Source organism: Bacteroides sp. D1 (genome assembly GCF_000157095.2).
GTDB lineage: Bacteria > Bacteroidota > Bacteroidia > Bacteroidales > Bacteroidaceae > Bacteroides > Bacteroides xylanisolvens.
Genome location: NZ_JH114348.1, coordinates 181799 through 200505, shown reverse-complemented (window position 1 = coordinate 200505; position 18707 = coordinate 181799). Strand labels below are relative to the sequence as shown.

15 protein-coding genes are annotated in these 18707 nt (G+C 42.1%); 3 read left to right on the top strand and 12 right to left on the bottom strand.

The features are described from left to right. Positions 1-74: 74 nt before the first annotated feature. The 8 genes from BSAG_RS05180 to BSAG_RS05215 all read right to left on the bottom strand — a co-directional run bounded on the left by BSAG_RS05180 (position 75) and on the right by BSAG_RS05215 (position 8039). Positions 75-719 (bottom strand): ATP-binding cassette domain-containing protein, encoded by a 645-nt coding sequence (locus tag BSAG_RS05180; RefSeq protein ID WP_004313014.1) that lies wholly within the window; start codon positions 717-719, stop codon positions 75-77. A 20-nt stretch (positions 720-739) separates the two neighbouring features. Further along, positions 740-2287 carry a DUF4836 family protein gene (locus BSAG_RS05185; protein ID WP_008017856.1) on the bottom strand — a complete coding sequence of 516 codons (1548 nt, stop codon included), beginning with the start codon at positions 2285-2287 and terminating at the stop codon, positions 740-742. 40 nt (positions 2288-2327) lie between these two features. Further along, a complete protein-coding gene (locus BSAG_RS05190) occupies positions 2328-3026 on the bottom strand; it encodes a 16S rRNA (uracil(1498)-N(3))-methyltransferase (protein WP_004315426.1) in 699 nt (232 codons plus the stop codon). A gap of 8 nt (positions 3027-3034) precedes the next feature. Continuing rightward, positions 3035-3628, bottom strand: coding sequence for a bifunctional nuclease family protein (locus BSAG_RS05195; protein WP_004315428.1), 594 nt, complete (start codon positions 3626-3628; stop codon positions 3035-3037). A gap of 13 nt (positions 3629-3641) precedes the next feature. Next, the gene (locus BSAG_RS05200) at positions 3642-4892 is read right to left on the bottom strand and encodes a nucleoside permease (RefSeq protein WP_004315430.1); all 1251 of its coding nucleotides are present in this window, start codon (positions 4890-4892) and stop codon (positions 3642-3644) included. Positions 4893-5415: 523 nt separating this feature from the next. Further along, entirely contained in the window at positions 5416-6594 is a 1179-nt protein-coding gene (locus BSAG_RS05205; protein ID WP_004315432.1) for a class I SAM-dependent rRNA methyltransferase, read from the bottom strand. Between the two features lie 105 nt (positions 6595-6699). Next, a complete protein-coding gene (locus tag BSAG_RS05210) occupies positions 6700-7368 on the bottom strand; it encodes a 3'-5' exonuclease (RefSeq protein WP_004315434.1) in 669 nt (222 codons plus the stop codon). A gap of 8 nt (positions 7369-7376) precedes the next feature. Next, positions 7377-8039, bottom strand: a complete 663-nt coding sequence (locus tag BSAG_RS05215; RefSeq protein ID WP_004315438.1) for a DUF5063 domain-containing protein — start codon at positions 8037-8039, stop codon at positions 7377-7379. A gap of 126 nt (positions 8040-8165) precedes the next feature. On the opposite strand from BSAG_RS05215, the gene BSAG_RS05220 reads away from it, so the two are divergent. From BSAG_RS05220 to trxB, 3 genes are read left to right on the top strand one after another with little or no spacing between them, the layout of a single operon-like run. Beyond that, on the top strand, positions 8166-10658 hold the full coding sequence (locus BSAG_RS05220; RefSeq protein WP_004315440.1) for a DNA translocase FtsK: 2493 nt from the start codon (positions 8166-8168) through the stop codon (positions 10656-10658). 19 nt (positions 10659-10677) lie between these two features. Further along, entirely contained in the window at positions 10678-11325 is a 648-nt protein-coding gene (locus BSAG_RS05225; protein ID WP_004315442.1) for a LolA-like putative outer membrane lipoprotein chaperone, read from the top strand. Positions 11326-11361: 36 nt separating this feature from the next. Further along, positions 11362-12312, top strand: a complete 951-nt coding sequence (gene trxB, locus BSAG_RS05230; RefSeq protein WP_004315443.1) for a thioredoxin-disulfide reductase — start codon at positions 11362-11364, stop codon at positions 12310-12312. A 195-nt stretch (positions 12313-12507) separates the two neighbouring features. On the opposite strand, the gene BSAG_RS05235 is transcribed toward trxB, so the two are convergent. The 4 genes from BSAG_RS05235 to BSAG_RS05250 form a co-directional block, all read right to left on the bottom strand. Next, entirely contained in the window at positions 12508-14937 is a 2430-nt protein-coding gene (locus tag BSAG_RS05235; RefSeq protein ID WP_004315445.1) for a glycoside hydrolase family 20 protein, read from the bottom strand. A gap of 157 nt (positions 14938-15094) precedes the next feature. Beyond that, the gene (locus BSAG_RS05240) at positions 15095-16384 is read right to left on the bottom strand and encodes a thioredoxin domain-containing protein (RefSeq protein WP_008645677.1); all 1290 of its coding nucleotides are present in this window, start codon (positions 16382-16384) and stop codon (positions 15095-15097) included. Positions 16385-16404: 20 nt separating this feature from the next. Further along, on the bottom strand, positions 16405-17565 hold the full coding sequence (locus BSAG_RS05245; RefSeq protein WP_004315449.1) for an aspartyl protease family protein: 1161 nt from the start codon (positions 17563-17565) through the stop codon (positions 16405-16407). Between the two features lies 1 nt (position 17566). After that, positions 17567-18706: an aspartyl protease family protein gene (locus BSAG_RS05250; protein ID WP_004315450.1), complete on the bottom strand. Its 1140-nt coding sequence runs from the start codon at positions 18704-18706 to the stop codon at positions 17567-17569. Position 18707: the final 1 nt, after the last annotated feature.

Genomic DNA, 18707 nt, shown 5'->3' with positions numbered 1-18707 from the left:
ATGTTGCAGTGGAGGGAGACGGCTGATTTTCTCACTTACTATTTCCCACTCATTTTTTTGTTATTTATTACTCGTTACAGTTGAAGTATATGGTTGTAAGGCAACTCGATATGCTTACCGATGGAGGTTGCGATTACACCGGCTCCTTGTGTCTTTGCCTCGGCAATGATAAGTTCACCCATGATGCGGCTGTTATCATCATCCAGATGGCTGATCGGTTCATCCAGAAATAAAAAGTCGAACGGCTGGCAGAGTGCCCGGATAAAGGCAACACGTTGCTGCTGTCCGAAAGATAGTTTACCGGCTTTCACATTTATTTTATCTGCGATACCCAGTTGCTCGAAGAATGATAAGATTTCTTTTTTCTTTTTGCATCCGGTAAGGTTATTCTTCAATTGCACATTTTCAAGAGCGGTCAGTTCGGTGAAGATGCGTAAATCTTGAAAAAGCATACTTAGTGAATGCTTTCTTAGGTCGACCCATTGCTTCACGGAGTATGCTTTGATATTGATTTCATCGAAATTAATAATCCCCTGGTAGTCGTTGCGATAACCATAGATATAGCTGCACAACGAAGATTTGCCGGTGCCGGAAGCTGCTTCAATCAGATACATTTCTTCTTTCCGGAAGATCAGATCCTGGTGCCATACATCCGAAGTCACCGAATTACGGTCAGCAAACACTTGGGGAAGTGTTTGCTGCAGGTGAATACTATTCATACCGTTTGTTTACAAATTAATTACATGCCGGCAAATTGCTTGGCAAAGTCTACGATTTGTTTGAGAGCGTTGACGTCTTTGTCTTTCAGGCAAAGGTCGATCTCGCTGATTTCTCCTTCTGAACTCATTGACAGATAAGAAACCTTATTGGCTAACTCAATATATGTTTTAACTTCCTGTCCTCCGAAACCTGCTACCATTTTAACAACAGGCAAGTCCAGTATTGCTTCAGCGTTGATTGCTACAAAGATGTTTTTACCCTTCATATCCGATGCGTAAGGAGCATCTTTTATCGATTTGTCGGCAGCTTTGCCCACGTTCTTGTAGAGTAACTCATCATTGGTAGCATACATTTGTTTATCCTTGATACCGAAGAATATATTCATGCCTTTTGTTTTGTAGACATATTCGTCCTTGCCAAGCTGAATGATATCTTCCCCTCTTTTCAGTCCCAATGATTGCTTGTTCTTATAAATTGTTTCGAGGGCATTACCATTCTTAACATCCGCATACATCATGAAAGTAGGAGCACTGTTCATCGTTACGTTGATTAATCCCGCAGAAATATCACCATTGAACGAGCCGAACAACTCTTTTACTTCGTCTGCTTTAGCAATAGATACTGTATTGCGGAATTCCTTATTCTCGCTCAACAAGTTGTAAAGCCCTTCTCCTTTCACACCTACATTGAAAAACATCAGTGTGGAAGACGGGAAGTATTTAACGAAAGTGTTGTTTGCTTTTCCAAATGACTCCATTTGTTTTTTTATAAGCGCTTTCACGGCTTCGTTTTCAGTGTAGTTTTCTGTTTTGAGGGCAATCTTGCCTTTCTCAAAATTCAGTCCTCCTACAAGAGTGATGTCCTCTGCTTTCACCTCCGTTGGTAACCCCATGCTTATCTGGTTGCGATAGGTTGCAGGGATAGCTTCCATAGAAGCAAGGAAGTTGATATCGCTTTTCTGCTTTTCCATTTTTTGGAAAGCTCCTGATTTTACGATACTGTTATCGGCCGTCTGTTTCAACAGATTAGTGATGGCTTCTTTGGCTTTTTTAGTTTGAGTGGTTCCGCTTACATTGACTATCAATACAGTAGAATTGTTGAAAGCGAGCAGGCCGCCATTCATTGTTGTAAAACTGTAGCCGTCAGCTTCGCTTATCGGCTGGCAGATTTGTTCTTTAGCCATCACGTCGAGTGAAGCATGAAGATTGTCCTCATTGTTCACTTTACCTACAACAGTAGGGTAAGGGAAAGAAGAGGATGAGAATACATAGAATGGAGATTCGACATCGATTCCCGATTCACCCGGATTCTTCATGACCTTTTCCAGTTGTTGGAAGGTAGCGGCATTCATTCCGCTTTTCAGTGCTTCCAGTACTTTTTGTTTCGCAGCTTCATTCTCTTTATCATCCAATCCCGCTTTACTTGCAAGGGATTTGAGGTTGATAGAGGCAACTACCGAGGCGTCAGCCGGTATCACATTGGTATACTCCGATGTTTTGGAACATGCTGCCAGAAAAACAATCAGTACTGCCAGTACCGAGAGTCGTGAAATCGTTTTCTTTGCCATACTTATGTTATTTAAAAGTTGTATAATCATTGATTCAGAATTATTGATTTTGTAGATTCAGCGTATGGCAGGCCACCAGTGCCGCTGTTTCCGTACGGAGTCGTGATTTGCCCAAACTGATCGGAACAAATCCCTGTTCGATGGCTTTCTTCACTTCTTCTTCACTGAAATCCCCTTCAGGACCTATCAGGACAAGGGCGTCTTCTCCGGGTTTCAGGACATTCTTTAATAAAGGTTTTTCACCTTCATAACAGTGGGCGATAAACTTCTGTCCTTTGAACTCTTGTCTGATGAACGGATCGAACTCAATCATCTCATTCAATTTAGGCAACCGTGCCTTGAGAGATTGTTTGATTGCTGATACAAGAATTTTTTCAATCCGTTCGGTCTTGATGACTTTACGTTCCGAGAAACGGCAGTTGAGGAAAGTCAGTTCGTCAAATCCGATTTCGGTAGCTTTCTCTGCAAACCATTCGTTACGGTCCATGTTCTTCGTCGGTGCCATGGCAATGTGTAAATGGCACGGCCATAAAGGTTCCTGAAAAATCGTTTCTTTGATCGTTACAAAACAACGTTTGTTGGTTGCAACAGTAATTTCAGCTTTGTAGAAGTTCCCCTTACCGTCCGTAAGAGTGATTTCATCTCCGATACCTAATCGCAGAACGCGGGTACAATGTTGTGCTTCCTCTTCGGGAAGTTCGTTGCTTTTCTGTATATCGGGAGTATAAAAAACGTGCATAATGTTACTTACTGGTTTTTATTTCTTGAGTTGATTTGGTCACGTATCCGGGCGGCTAATTCATAATTCTCATCTTTGATAGCCTGCTCCAGTGCTTCCTCAAGCGTTCTGGAAGTAGCATCCGGCAAATCATGTTCTTCTTCAGTCTCTTCGTCGTTGTCCGTTTCTTCAGAACGGGTTCTTTTTTCCGACGACATGTGAAGGCATTCCTGTTCAAGAATAGATTCATAAATAAGAATTGGACAGTCGGCACGCACTGCCAAGGCAATTGCGTCTGAAGTCCGTGCGTCAATACGTATAATCTCTTCGTCTTTCTTAAGGTAAATATAGGAGTAAAAAATACCATCCTTTGCTTTGTAAATTAACACACGTATCAGACTGGCTCCCAGTATGGTGAGGCTTGTTGTAAACAGATCGTGTGTCAATGGACGGGGTGTCTTTACTCCCTTCAGATATAAAGCGGTAGCCTGGGCTTCCGCGGGACCGATGATGATAGGCAGTTGCCGTTCACCGTCCACTTCGCCTAATAGCATAGCAAATGCGCCTACTTGCGCCTGGCTGTTCGTGATATTTATAACTTGTAATTCTACCTTTTTGTCCATCGTTCTCTTTTACTTAATTTGTTTTACTCTCCTGCTGGTGTTTGTACTTGAATACCAAGGCAAACAGGATGCCGATCACCAGCGCGTATGCTGCGAATATCAGCCAGATATCCATCCATTCGCGACTCACCAGTCTGCCGTCAGCATACACAGAGAATGCATCTACTACCGCACCGCTGGCATATCCGCCAATGATGGCTCCCAGTCCGTTGGTCATCATAAAGAACAACCCCTGTGCACTGGCACGGATGGAGGAATTGGCTTCTTGTTCAACAAACAATGAACCGGAAATGTTGAAGAAATCAAAGGCCATACCATAAACGGTCATGGAAAGGATCAGCATCCATAGTCCCGATCCCGGATCTCCAAAACCGAACAGCCCAAACCGGAACACCCAGGCAAACATACTGATTAGCATGACTTGCTTGATTCCGAAATGACGCAGGAAGAAAGGTATGGCAAGAATAAACAGTGTTTCCGACATCTGCGAGATGGACAGCAGGATTACCGAATGTTTCACTCCGAATGATTCTGCATATTCGGGGATGCTGGCAAAGCTACTTAAGAAAAGATCACCATAAGTATTTGTAATCTGCAATGCTGCACCTAAAAGCATGGAGAAAAGGAAGAAAATAGCCATCTTCTTTTTCTTGAATAACACCAGCGCATCCAGACCGAAAGCGGAGAGCCATGATTTGTTTTCTGATTTAGCCGGTCGGCAAGCGGGAAGGGTGAAAGAATAAAGCCCGAGCAGTAACGCGGAAGCACCGCCTACATAAAGCTGTGCACTTGAATTCTTAAACCCGGTAAGGTCGACCGCCCACATGGCACAGATAAAACCGATCGTTCCCCATACACGGATGGGAGGGAAGTCTTTAATCAAGTCACATTTATATTGTTCCAGTGCATTGTACGATACAGTGTTAGCGAGGGATAGCGTGGGCATGTATACCAACAAGTTGAGTAACATGGCCCAATACATCTGGTCGTATCCTGTTGCGGTAGAAGCGTAGAAGAGGCATCCGGCTCCTGCGATATGGCAAAGCCCGTATAAACGTTCTGCATTAAACCATTTATCGGCAATAATACCAATAATACCCGGCATTACCAAAGAGGCAATCCCCATAGTGGCGAAAATGGCTCCGATCTGCCCTCCTTCGAAATGGAGTTCTCTTCCCATATAACCACCTAATGATATTAACCAGGACCCCCATACAAAGAATTGCAGGAAGTTCATAATAATCAAACGAACTTTTATACTCATGACTTTTTTAATTTGTGTTTCTCTTCACGTTCATAAACCTTGCAAATATAATATTTTCATTGAATAGGTAGACTAGTAATTTGATAAAAAGGGGATAAAAATGGCATAAATGCGAAGAAAAGAAGAGATTTGGTCGTGAAAAAACAAATGAAGGGGGTATAAAAAAAAGAAGGCTATCTATCCCAGACAGCCAATCTTTGTTAACCTTAAATCTAATACCATGAAAAACACAGTGCAAAGATAGACGGTTTATGTTATACAACATAATGTTTTCTCGAAAATCTTCTGTTTGTTAACTCTAATTAACTTTGAATCTTCCATTTTTCTGTTATTGCCTTTCTGTTTCACCACAGATTACACGGATTAACACAGATTTTTATCAATCAATCATCATATCCGGATTCTCTGTTTTCACCTTAGAAAAGGAAAAGGACTCCGTGAAACCCTGTACCACCCTGTGGAACTCCTGCATGACTTTGTGATAAAAATCTGTGTTAATCCGTGTAATCCGTGGTGAATCCGGTTATTCTACATAAAGTACCAGGCCTTTCAGGTATTCTCCTTCAGGATGGTAGATGTTTACCGGATGGTCGGCAGGTTGAGTCAGTTGATGCAGGATGCGTACACTACGTCCTGACATGGCTGCTGCGGTAAACACGGCAGTACGGAAATTGTCCTTGCTTACTACTTGCGAACAAGAGAAAGTAAACAGGATGCCGCCCGGTTTGATTTTCTCGAATGCTTTGGCATTCAGTTTGCGATAACCTTGTAAAGCATTCCGCAGGGCGTCTTTGTGTTTGGCAAATGCGGGCGGGTCGAGAATGATTAAATCATACTGGTCGCCCATGCGGTCGAGATATTTGAAAGCGTCCTCGGCAAAAGCCTCGTGGCGGGAATCACCGGGGAAGTTCAGTTCTACATTTTTATTAGTCAGATCAATTGCTTTGGCAGAGCTGTCGACAGAGTGGACGAGCTTTGCACCTCCGCGCATGGCATAGAATGAGAATCCGCCGGTATAGCAGAACATATTCAGTACCGAACGGTCTTTGGCATAACGTTCCAGTAAAGAACGATTTTCGCGCTGGTCTACAAAGAATCCGGTCTTTTGACCTTTCAGCCAGTCTACATGGAACTGCAAACCATATTCTTGCGCGATATTATCACTGCTTCCTCCTTTCAGGAAACCGTTTTCGGGGAAAAGATCTGCTTTAAAAGGAAGAGTTGTTTCTGATTTATAATAGATATTCTCGATCTTGTCGCCCATTACTTCGGATAAAGCTTCGGCAATTGTCATGCGGTCTACGTGCATTCCTGCAGAGTGTGCCTGCATGACTGCAGTTTTGGCATAAACGTCAATAACCAGTCCGGGGAGATTGTCTCCTTCACCATGGACGAGCCGGTAAGTGTTGTTGGTCGGATTGGTAGCGATGCCGATACTGCGACGCATATCGTATGCTATTTCCAGTTTGCGTTTCCAAAAATCGTGATCGATAGGTTCCTGATGGAAAGACAGTACGCGCACAGCAATACTTCCGATCTGGAAATGTCCTTCGGCAATAAATTCTTTTTTGGAGGTGTATACTTCTACAACTTCACCTTCATCGGGCTCTCCGTCAAAACGGGCGATAGCACCGGAAAAAATCCAGGGGTGGAATCTCTTAAGAGAATCTTCTTTACCGGGTTTGAGATATACTTTATGCATAATATAGCCTTTCCCTAACCCTCTCCCAGGGAGAGGAGGATTGAGATAGTTTTGTTATTGGTTATTAATTACTTATTTTATTATTTATCACTTATCATTTATCGTCTATGACTGCTGGTTGCTTATAGGGCCGATAGTGACTTCTTCCCTTTCCTTGGGAGCAGGTGGGAGAGCAGCTATTTCCCAATCTCCTGTCTGTTTCAGCTCTTGCAACAGATTATAGATGTTGAGGCAAGCCCATGCATCCGTGGCGGCATATTGTTTCTGCCCGTCGCTCAATACATCAGCTTCCCAGTTGGACAAGCGCTGTGATTTGGATATTTTTTCTTTGAATAAGATGGCATAAATCTTTTGCAGACTTTTGTCCTGTATACCGAATTGGCGCACATAGTCCTGCAACTCGATACAGCTTTGTTGAGTGAAAGGTGCGCGTTTGTGCAGCATCATAAAGTCATCTTTCAGTGAAAGGCCCACTTTGATTACAGCCGGGTTCTCTAATAAGTCAACCAATGGCTGGGTCAATCCCGTCATGTTGAGCCGGAATAGGAAACAACATTCTTCAGAAGAAATCTGGAGGAGTGCTACTTTGTGCGATTGTCCTTTGGTAAAGGAAGGACGCGTTTCACTGTCAATGCCTATCACAGATCTGGATTGGAGGTAAGCTACTGCTCTTTCCGTTTCAGCTTCCGACTGGATAACGTAAATACGTCCCGGAAAAACAGTTTTCGGGAGTTCTTTTAGTTCATCTTTATCTATGGTTCTTCTTACAATCATTTCTATTTTTATTCATCATCGTGGCAATGGCAACCGTCTTCGTGACAGTGGCAATCATCGTCGTGGCAATGACAGCCTTCTTCTTCACAACAATCGTTGTCGTCGCTTGGTTCGTAAAATCCTTCTTCATTACCATTCTCTTCCTCCTCTTCTTCCAGCTGGTTGTATTTCACGTCATGAAGGGCGCGTAGCGTGTTTACCAGTTTCTGTCCCCATAGTGTACCGAAGTTTTCCTGACAGATAGCCAATGAATCATTCATTGTTTCGTTCAGTCCCAGTTGGAAGACAAATATGAAATCTTTAATATCCTGATAAATGTCAGCCAGATCTTCCGATATTGATTTTTTGATAGGTTGGTCGCTATAAACCATATCTTGCACGAATACGTCCAGATAATCATCCTTGTCACCCATCAATCCTGAAAGATTAATACGCAGAATTTCGTAAATCTCTTCTGTGACATACGTTTCGGGTGCCTCGTCCCCAATCGTCTCACATTTGGGTAGCATAGATGCTTTGAGATAGAGCAGGGGAAGTATTTTTAATGATGTATCAACGAAAGTACTACGCTTCATGCGTTCGGCACGTTCGAGAAATGCACAAAATTCGGCGGCTACTGTAACGAACTCAATTACGTTCTTATCAAATATCGTTTGGCTTTCTTTTTCCATGATCTATATTGATTTGAAACGCAAAGGTAAGAAAAAGGATTGAATGAGCGTAGTGCTCGTTATTTTTTTATTATTTTTGCGGCTTAGAATCTCATTCCAGTTTTATAAAAATAGAATAAAAGACTCATGGCAAAGAAGAAATTAGATAAGGAGGCAGAAAGCACTCCCTCTTCCCCCAGTAAAATTGTGGCTGTATGTAAGAATGAAACTGTTCATTTTGTGATTGGATTGATGCTGGTCATCTTTTCCGTTTACCTGTTGTTGGCTTTTTCTTCCTTCTTCTTTACGGGGGCTGCCGATCAAAGTATTATCGATAGCGGTAGTTCGGCGGATTTGGCGGCTGTTAATAATCAGGTGAAGAATTATGCCGGTTCACGTGGAGCGCAGTTGGCAAGCTATCTGATAAACGACTGTTTCGGCATTTCCTCTTTCTTTATACTTGTTTTTCTGGCAGTGGCAGGATTGAAGTTGATGCGTGTACGTGTGGTCCGCTTGTGGAAGTGGTTTATTGGTTGCACGCTTTTATTAGTCTGGTTCTCCATATTCTTCGGATTTGCTTTTATGGATCATTATCAGGATTCTTTCATTTATCTGGGCGGCATGCACGGATATAATGTCAGTCGTTGGTTAATCTCACAAGTAGGAGTACCTGGTGTATGGATGATCCTGTTGATAACTGCTATCTGTTTCTTTATATATATAAGTGCGCGTACTGTTATTTGGTTGCGTAAACTTTTTGCGTTGAGCTTCCTAAAACGCGAAAAGAAAGAGAAGGAAGAAGTCACTCCGGAAGGAGAAGGCGATCAGGAATTCACGACTTCTCAACCGCAGGAAGTGGAGTTCAATTTGAAACGGACGTATAAACAGACACCTCCTCCGGCATCAGTGATGGATATACAGGCTGAAGAACCCGAAGATGAATTCCATGTCAACCAGCCGGAGCCGGAAGAGTCTCCTTTGTCTGATGAAAGTGAAGGAGTGACGATGGTGTTTGAACCGACTGTTCCTAATCCTGTTCCCGCTGTGCAGGACGAACCTTTGGAAGAGGCGGAACCCGGGTTTGAAGTAGAACCTGCGACTTCTGAAGAAGAATATGAGGGACCGGAACTTGAACCTTATAATCCTACTAAGGATTTGGAAAACTACCGCTTCCCGACTATCGACCTGATGAAGCATTTCGAAAATGATGATCCGACGATTGACATGGACGAACAAAATGCAAACAAAGATCGTATCATCAATACATTGCGCAGTTTCGGAATCGAAATCAGTACGATTAAAGCAACGGTAGGACCTACGGTAACTCTATACGAAATCACTCCGGAGCAAGGAGTACGTATTTCTAAAATCCGTGGTTTGGAAGATGATATTGCATTAAGCCTTTCTGCTGACGGTATCCGTATCATCGCTCCGATACCGGGTAAAGGAACAATCGGTATTGAAGTGCCGAATAAGAATCCGAAGATCGTTTCCGGACAAAGTGTGATCGGAAGTAAGAAATTCCAGGAATCCAAATATGATCTGCCTATTGTATTGGGTAAGACCATCACGAATGAAGTTTTTATGTTCGACCTTTGCAAGATGCCGCACGTATTGGTGGCGGGTGCAACCGGTCAGGGTAAGTCAGTAGGTTTGAATGCTATTATTACTTCCTTATTATATAAGAAGCATCCGGCAGAATTGAAATTTGTACTGGTCGACCCGAAGAAAGTAGAATTCAGCATCTATTCGGTGATTGAAAATCATTTCCTGGCCAAACTTCCTGATGGAGGCGAACCGATTATTACAGACGTAACGAAGGTTGTGCAAACCCTGAACTCTGTTTGTGTAGAGATGGATACCCGTTATGACCTGCTGAAAATGGCGCATGTACGTAATGTAAGAGAATATAACGAGAAGTTTATCAACCGTCGTTTGAATCCGGAAAAGGGGCATAAGTTTATGCCGTATATCGTAGTGGTTATTGACGAGTTCGGAGATTTGATTATGACTGCCGGTAAGGAAGTGGAACTTCCGATTGCCCGTATTGCGCAGTTGGCACGTGCTGTCGGTATTCACATGATTATTGCTACACAGCGTCCGACTACCAATATCATTACGGGTACGATTAAAGCCAACTTCCCGGCGCGTATCGCTTTCCGTGTATCTGCCATGATGGACTCTCGTACTATTCTTGACCGTCCGGGTGCTAACCGTCTGATTGGTAAGGGGGATATGCTCTTCTTGCAGGGAGCTGATCCGGTACGTGTACAGTGTGCCTTTATCGATACGCCGGAAGTAGAAGAGATTACAAAATTCATTGCCCGTCAGCAAGGTTATCCTACTCCGTTCTTCTTGCCCGAATATGTGAGTGAAGATAGTAATAGTGAAGTAGGGGATATTGATATGGGACGTCTCGATCCGTTGTTTGAAGATGCAGCCCGGTTGGTTGTTATTCATCAGCAAGGTTCCACTTCATTGATTCAGCGTAAATTTGCGATTGGCTATAATCGTGCCGGCCGTATAATGGATCAATTGGAGAAAGCCGGAATTGTTGGGCCTACGCAAGGTAGTAAGGCGCGTGACGTATTGTGTATTGACGATAATGATCTTGAAATGCGATTGAACAATTTACAGTAACAGTTCGTTTATTAATCAAATGAGAAAGTACATTTTTAGTGTTTTAATAGCTTTACTGTCTTTGCCTGTGATTGCTCAACAACAGCAGTCCCAGGCTAAAGTCATTCTTGACAAAACGGCAGAGGCGTTTCGCAAAGCTGGTGGCGTGAAGGCTGATTTTACTGTAAAGGCTGTGGCAAACGGCTTGGTAGAAGGTGCTGAAAACGGAACAATTCAGTTGAAAGGAGAGAAATTCGTACTGAAAACATCTGATATCATCACTTGGTTTGACGGAAAAACGCAATGGAGTTATGTGACAAAGAATGATGAAGTGAATGTCAGTAATCCGACGCAGGAAGAGTTGCAGCAGATAAATCCGTATACCTTTCTGTATATGTATCAGAAAGGATTCTCTTATAAGTTGGGGGCGACTAAGACGTTTCGTGGAAAAGCCGTTTGGGAAGTCGTTCTGACTGCCAGGGATAAGAAACAGGAGTTGGAACGTATCACTCTTTTTGTGACGAAGGACACTTATGAACCTCTATATATTTTGCTTCAGCAGCGTGGTCAGCAGACACGTAATGAGATAACCGTTACAAGTTATCAGACGGGGCAGAATTATACGGATCGTGTTTTTATTTTTGATAAAAAACAATATCCCAATGCAGAGGTGATAGATTTGAGATAACATGTTTTTATAACAAAACAATAAAGATAAATTAAAATGGCAGAAATAGAAAAAGTGAAATGCCTGATTATAGGTTCAGGACCTGCCGGATATACGGCAGCGATTTACGCTGGACGTGCAAATTTATGTCCGGTACTATATGAAGGATTGCAGCCGGGCGGTCAGTTGACTACTACGACAGATGTAGAAAACTTTCCCGGTTATCCGGAAGGTATCAGTGGTCCGCAGTTGATGGAGGATTTGCGTGCACAGGCAAGTCGTTTCGGAACAGATATTCGTTTTGGTATCGCTACGGCAGCAGATTTAAGCAAAGCTCCTTATAAAATAACAATTGACGGTGATAAAGTGATTGAAACGGAATCATTGATTATTGCTACCGGGGCAACTGCTAAATATCTGGGGCTGGAGGATGAAAAGAAATATGCCGGAATGGGTGTAAGCGCTTGTGCTACTTGTGACGGATTTTTCTATCGTAAGAAAGTGGTTGCTGTAGTTGGTGGAGGTGATACTGCTTGTGAAGAAGCGGTTTATCTTGCCGGTCTTGCATCCAAGGTATATCTGATCGTTCGTAAACCTTTCCTGCGTGCATCGAAGATTATGCAGGAACGTGTCATGAACCATGAGAAGATTGAAGTTCTTTTTGAACACAATGCAGTTGGTTTGTTTGGTGATAATGGCGTAGAGGGTGTAAACCTGGTGAAACGTTGGGGTGAACCGGATGAAGAACGTTATAGTTTACCTATCGACGGTTTCTTCCTGGCTATCGGACATCAACCGAATACTGAAATATTTAAAGAGTATATCGATACGGACGAAGTAGGTTATATTATTACAGACGGTGATAGTCCTCGTACGAAAGTGCCCGGAGTTTTTGCAGCAGGAGATGTGGCCGATCCGCATTATCGTCAGGCTATTACAGCCGCGGGAAGTGGATGTAAGGCTGCCTTGGAGGCAGAACGTTACCTTTCTTCCAAAGGGCTTGTGTGATAAATATATCTTCGGTGTAAACGAATGAATGATAATTATACCTTTTAGGGTGTGATTGATTATAAATAAAACGGTGAACATTAGTATTAAACTAGCGTTCACCGTTCTGTTATTCAGGTCCGGAATAAATGATGCGGATTCCACGTCCTGTTGAGTCAGCACCGTGAAATCCGCATAAAATATAGTTAGCTTTGTTTAATAAGCTTCTATTTCATCAATCCATAATTCGGCAGGAATAACTTCCGGGCCATTGTTCTTTTCAAAGTTAACTCCATTGCGCAGTGTGCCGCCATTCTTAATCTTAACTTTCAGGAAGGTAGCCTGTGTTGGCTCAAATTCAATGGAATCAGTGAATGCAATTCGTCCTGTTTCCGGATAATCGTGTTTCAAGGCTTTTTCAGCTACCGGAGTGTATTGTTTGCCATCTGCTGATACTTCTACGGCAACTCCTCCTGCAGGAAGAATTCTCATAGCCGGATTGAATAAAGAACCGAAAATTATTTTGCTGATTTGTGTCGGCTTATCCAAATTAACGATAAATTCCAAGTCTTTACCTTCAACAATACCAAAGCTGCACCACGGAGTATAAGAAGCATTATTTCCTCGTTTACCGTTGGTCAGTCCGAAGGTTGTCTTGTCAGCTCCTAATACATCGTTTTCATCAAATATATCGCCTGTCCATCCCATCTTATAATTAACAGTATAGGGTTTTCCTGTCAATAAATTACCGTATAATGGCTTGTGAGCTACTTTACCCAACATTTTTCCATCTTTGAAAGCAGCGGCTTTCAGGTCGATATTACCTTCCAGAACGAAAGGCTTTTCGTACAGAGTGGATGCTTTGTTTGGTTCACTGCCATCCGTAGTATACCGTATTTCTGCATTTGGATAGAAACTTTCCAGCAATACCATTAAAGGAGCGTTTTCATCCGCGTGCGTATTTACGTTTACGTCAAAGAAGTTGAGACAAGGTTTGGTGTTCATTACTTCCAAGCGTTCAAATTCAGTGACCATTCGTTCGCAGAAATTCTTCCAGTCTTTGTTTGCGTTTTGTGTCCATGCCGTTTCGGCGATAGCCATTGCACGCGGGAAAGCTTGATAGTCTGTACGTTCGGAAGTCTGCATATATTCTCTCCATATATTACCTTGTATTCCGATGATATGCTTCTTGGCAAGTTCGTCTGCATCATCCGGGACAGGGTTGTAGCTATATGTTTTTTTCAGTGTGTTGTATCCGCCGATAGTAGTCGGGGCAATTTCAGGTTCTTCCTGGTAGTAGTCCAGATATACATAAGGGTTCGGAGTCATGATTGCATTATGTCCGGCTTTGGCAGCGTTCATTCCTCCTTCTACACCACGCCATGACATAACAGTCGCATTTGGAGCCAGACCACCTTCGAGGATTTCATCCCAACCAATGATGTTTCTGCCTTTACTATTCAGATACTTTTCCATGCGGGTAACGAAATAGCTCTGCAACTTATCCTCTTTACTATGCTTTATTCCGTCTGTCTTGCTGGGAGCCGTATCATCCTTCAGTCCTAACTGGCGGATTAGCTGCTGGCAGAAAGCACTGTTCTTCCATGCTGTCTTGGGACATTCGTCGCCACCGATGTGAATGTATTCGCTAGGGAATAATTCAATTACTTCATCCATCACTCCTTCAAAGAATTTGAAAGTTGTTTCACTCGGACAGAACACCTGTTCGAATACACCCCATGTAGGAGATACTTTATAAGTCTGTGTAGAATCACATGACAGTTCCGGATAGGCAGCCAGTGCAGCCAACGCATGTCCCGGCATTTCTATTTCGGGAACAACGTTGATATATTTACTTGCAGCATAAGCTACTACATCTTTGATTTGTTCCTGTGTGTAATACCCTCCGTGTTCTTTTCCGTCGAATACTTGCGGATAATTTACATAGTAATAGTCTACCAATGTCTTTTCACGTTTAGAACCGATTTCTGTCAATTTAGGATATTTCTTGATTTCGATTCTCCATCCCTGATCGTCTGTCAAATGCCAATGGAAAACATTCATCTTGTTCATTGCCAGCAAGTCGATAAACTTGTAAATATAGTCAATCGGTACATAATGGCGGCAAACATCCAGCATCAGTCCGCGGTGAACAAAACGGGGCGAATCTTCTATTTCTACAGCAGGAACCGACCAGTTTGCTTTCTTATCCAACTGGTTTCCGTAAACCGCCGGAGGGAGTAACTGATAAAGTGTCTGTACGCCGTAGAAGAACCCGTTCGGTTGAGAAGCGGTAAGCGTGATGAGACTGGGAGTAACGGATAATTTATATCCTTCCTTCGGCATACCTTCTTGTACAACAAAGCAGATTGCTGATTTTCCATCTGCACTTTCTGCCTCTTTCAACGAGATTCCTGCTGTCAGTTTTAGTTGTCCGGCCAGGCTGTCGGCAATGCTTTTTACTTCCGGAGCATCCGAAGGTACTACGAGGCAGACTTTGCTGTTTAGTTCAAAACGTCCTTCCTGTGGGAGAATTTGATTGGGTTTGGGAACGATGTTGTACTCGTTCACCACTTCTTTTGTCTTTTGGCAACCGGGGGCAATCATAAGCAAAGACAAAAGAAGAAGAGAAATACTTTTCTTCATGGTCAAAATGTGTGTTAAGTTATAAATAGATTTGACAGGGCAAATGTACTTGTTTTAATGATAAGTTCCAATGATATGGAAATAAAAAAGCCGGAATGATGTCCGGCTTTTAGCTAAAGTTTCAGATTAATGTAGTTATATAATAAAGAGAGAGTTTTTATTTCAGTAGTTGCTCTTCGATGATTTGCACATACTTTTCCGGCGTAGCACCAACCTCGATTATCGGTTTGCCGCCTACCGGGATGAAGAATAACGTAGGTAATGCTTGTACACTGAAGTGGCTGCATAAATCTTTTTCTTTATCAGCATTTACCTTATAGAATATAACTTTTCCTTTATATTTTTCGGCCAGCTTTTCCATTTCCGGAAGTAAACGCATGCAAGGTCCGCACCAAGTTGCCCAGAAATCAATCACAACCGGTTTGTCGCCATTATAAACGAAATCATTTCCTTTTCGATAGTCGAAAATGTGTTCGAGGAAGAACTGGCGGGTAATTGGATTCAATTTACCATCTTCAACTTTGGTTTCCGTCACTTTAGCTTCCGCTTCCGGTATAGGAACCATGTCAAACGGCTGAAAATAAATTTTCTGATGAATATAGTCGATGGATATAATTCCGTAGTCCAGTATCTTTTTGCCTAATACGGAACGTTTCAAGAATGGGTTTTTCACTGCTATGGCATCTTCAATCTTTGTTTTTACAAACATCGTTTCAGGTAGGATGAGGCTTTCCTCATCTTGACTTATTTCTTTATATCCATTGGAGACTTTTTGGTTACTCCCTTTGGTATATTGTGCGCTCCATGTATTGAAATCTGCTTCAGTAAGATTCACTAATCCTTCACTCCATGTATCCAGAACAAAAGATATCGGCTTTCCCTGAATGTTTATCGGGCATACTACTCCTAATCCTGTTATCAGGTTAAAATTTTCCCGATAGTTAAGTTTCATATAAGAAGGACGGTAGGGTTGTGTAATCGTAATTTTCTTCCGTTGCATGTCAATGGTTAATACAGAAGTGCGGAAAACAGCACCACTTAATACACCCATAACCCCTAGCTTGCGTAGATAGGGTTCGTCTTCTAATGTGAAAGCCGGAAGATCGTTTGCAAATGTATTTTTACCAATAGCTACTGTTCCCATTTCATATACCTTTCCAACAGGCACCTGTTTAAATACAAAATCTTGGTAAGAACTAAAAGTTCCTCTCTTTTCTGTATTGATGTGTAACTTTTTGAGAGCTTCAGGAAGTAGAGCGTTATGTCCCGATAAATCAAGGACAAAGTCAGCCACTTCACCATTTATAGTGGCTTCCACGATAATTTTTCCATCAATAGTTTTGAATGGAATGACCTCTGTCATACTGTTTTGTGTTTGTGCACTGATGCCTCCTGTGATACAAAATGCAAGCAAACAGAGATACATTTTAGTTATTATTCGTTTCATATATTCTTTCTGTTTAAAGTTTATTTCTCTTTCCTGATTTCAATTCTTTTCTCTTGATTATCTTTTTTGATGATAATATAGCCGGTATCACCAGGTATAGCATTCATAATTTCTTCTACGGCCATCTGGCTCATGGGGCAATCTTTAAGAGAAGTTCCGTTGATATTAATCACTTCGTCGCCGAAAGCAACTGTATCTTTCATGCTATCCCATATAGTTGTAATTTCGAATCTTTCGTTACGCGGTAATATGCTTACGTTCCAAAGAGCGGGAGCACCACCCATGTCGATTTTCCCTTCTTCAAATGGGAGGAAGTAAAAACGTCTCCGCATATAATCAATAATTACTTTACCATATTGCAGTAGATCCACCCCGATGATAGTTCCATTCATGACAGTTGTTGTACTACCTACGTTTGTGAATTCTTTTCCCATGATATTGATGGAAGGTACAGATACTTTTTTAATATCCACCGGCTTGCCCAACCCTGTTATTCCGGCAGCTACGATACCATATCCATGATTGGTAACTTGCGAGATGTCAGCCAGCCTGTTGTAATCTTCCGTAGAATAAAGTAGAAAGCCTCCGGCACCTGTGTCGAACAGAACTTTTAAATCATTATTTCCTAAACGAACGTTGACGATGGAATGATGTTCAGTTTCATCCAACAAAGGAATTCCGTCTGTAACCTTTAACTTTTCGGGACGATAAGGATAGTTGATTACCATTATTTTAGAACGGGAATCGAATGTTACTACCGACTGTGCAAAGGCATCTCCTCCAAGAATTCCGACAACTCCCAGGTCTGTGAAGAATGGATTCTTAGGTAGTACCATCGTTTTCAACTGTTTGATTTTGTAGTTCTTTCCGATGGAAACATTTTGTACGTGGGCTTCCTGATAGTTGGAGCCTTGTGCATTCACATCGGAAATGCGCATATATCCTGCGGCAGTAGCTTTCATTTCAGTTGCGGCGTCATACATAGTCCCGGTTCTTCCTCCTGTATCGACGATGTATTTTACATTTACACCATTAACAGTAACGGGTATAATGATTTTCTCCTGAATGAATTCATAAGGAATGGTATCGCAAACCTTATTCTGGATTTGCGCTACCATTTCTTGTCCGCAGTTTAGAAATAATAGCAGCCATAAGCCGGTCAGTATTCCTATTCTTTTCATGTCATTCTTTTTTGTAGATAATATTTTTTATTCCGGAAGCAGTCTCAATCGTTAGCTTCGTCTGTTTTTTCTCTTTCAATTCCGGTATTCCGTTCAGAATACTTTCGCAGAAGTCATATTTCTTAGCAGGTTTGCCATTAATCTTAATCACTTTGTCTCCTACTTCTATCTTACCTTTCGTGCTACTCCAGACGGTAGATACAAATAAGTCTCCGTCTTTGACCGTCAAATCGAAGTTGTTGCATTGATTGTTGATTTCATTATCCGGTTGGAAAGCTTCAAAATAGAATCTTCCACGTGGATAGTCGATAGTCACTTTCCCGTATTGTAATAACTTTACACCTAGTAATGTATAAGGGTGTTTGTCTGTATGGGTCGTTAAGTTGCGGAATTTGGTGGCTCCTACTGATAATAAGGGAATATGTACTCTATATGAAGATGCTTTATCTGCTTGTCCGGCTACTCCGATACTTCCTTCCCCATATCCTTCAGAAACGACTTCCATAGATGCCTCCGGTTTAATTCTCTCAAAATCACTTTCAATAAGAGATAACAGACTGGGACTGCCTGTATCAAATAATACAGTGATGTTGCTGACCGGAGCGATCTGTACATTGACAATTGGCATTCCCCCTTCTTTCGTGAAATTCAGCATTTTTCGTAAAGATACTGTAGAAGGCTTTTCGGCAGATGTGACTATGATATTTTTAGTCTGCGAATCAATGCTTACAATAGTACTTGCAAATAAATCGCTTCCGATGATACCATCTACTCCAAAACATTCCCAGCCTTTTACTTCATTGATGATTAGCGACGGGGCATTTTTAAAGTTAATAACATCATCGGGAGTCGTCAGATTTTCTATTCGCGTAGTTTTGTAATAGCTTTCCACGTTATTCACATCTGTCACCTTCATAGAGTCTGTTGCTGTTATTTGTAGTGCTTGACAGGCTTTAGTGGTAAGTGCGGTGCGCCCTCCGGTATCAAAGATAAAAGGGCGTGCATTGCCGTTCACTTTCATTTCGATAACCATTTTTTCGCCTACCATCCGATAAGGTATGGTTGCTTTATATTGTTGGGCGAATAAAGGGACCGCCATGCAAAAGGCAATGACGGTTCCTATTAGACGAGTATATTTCATA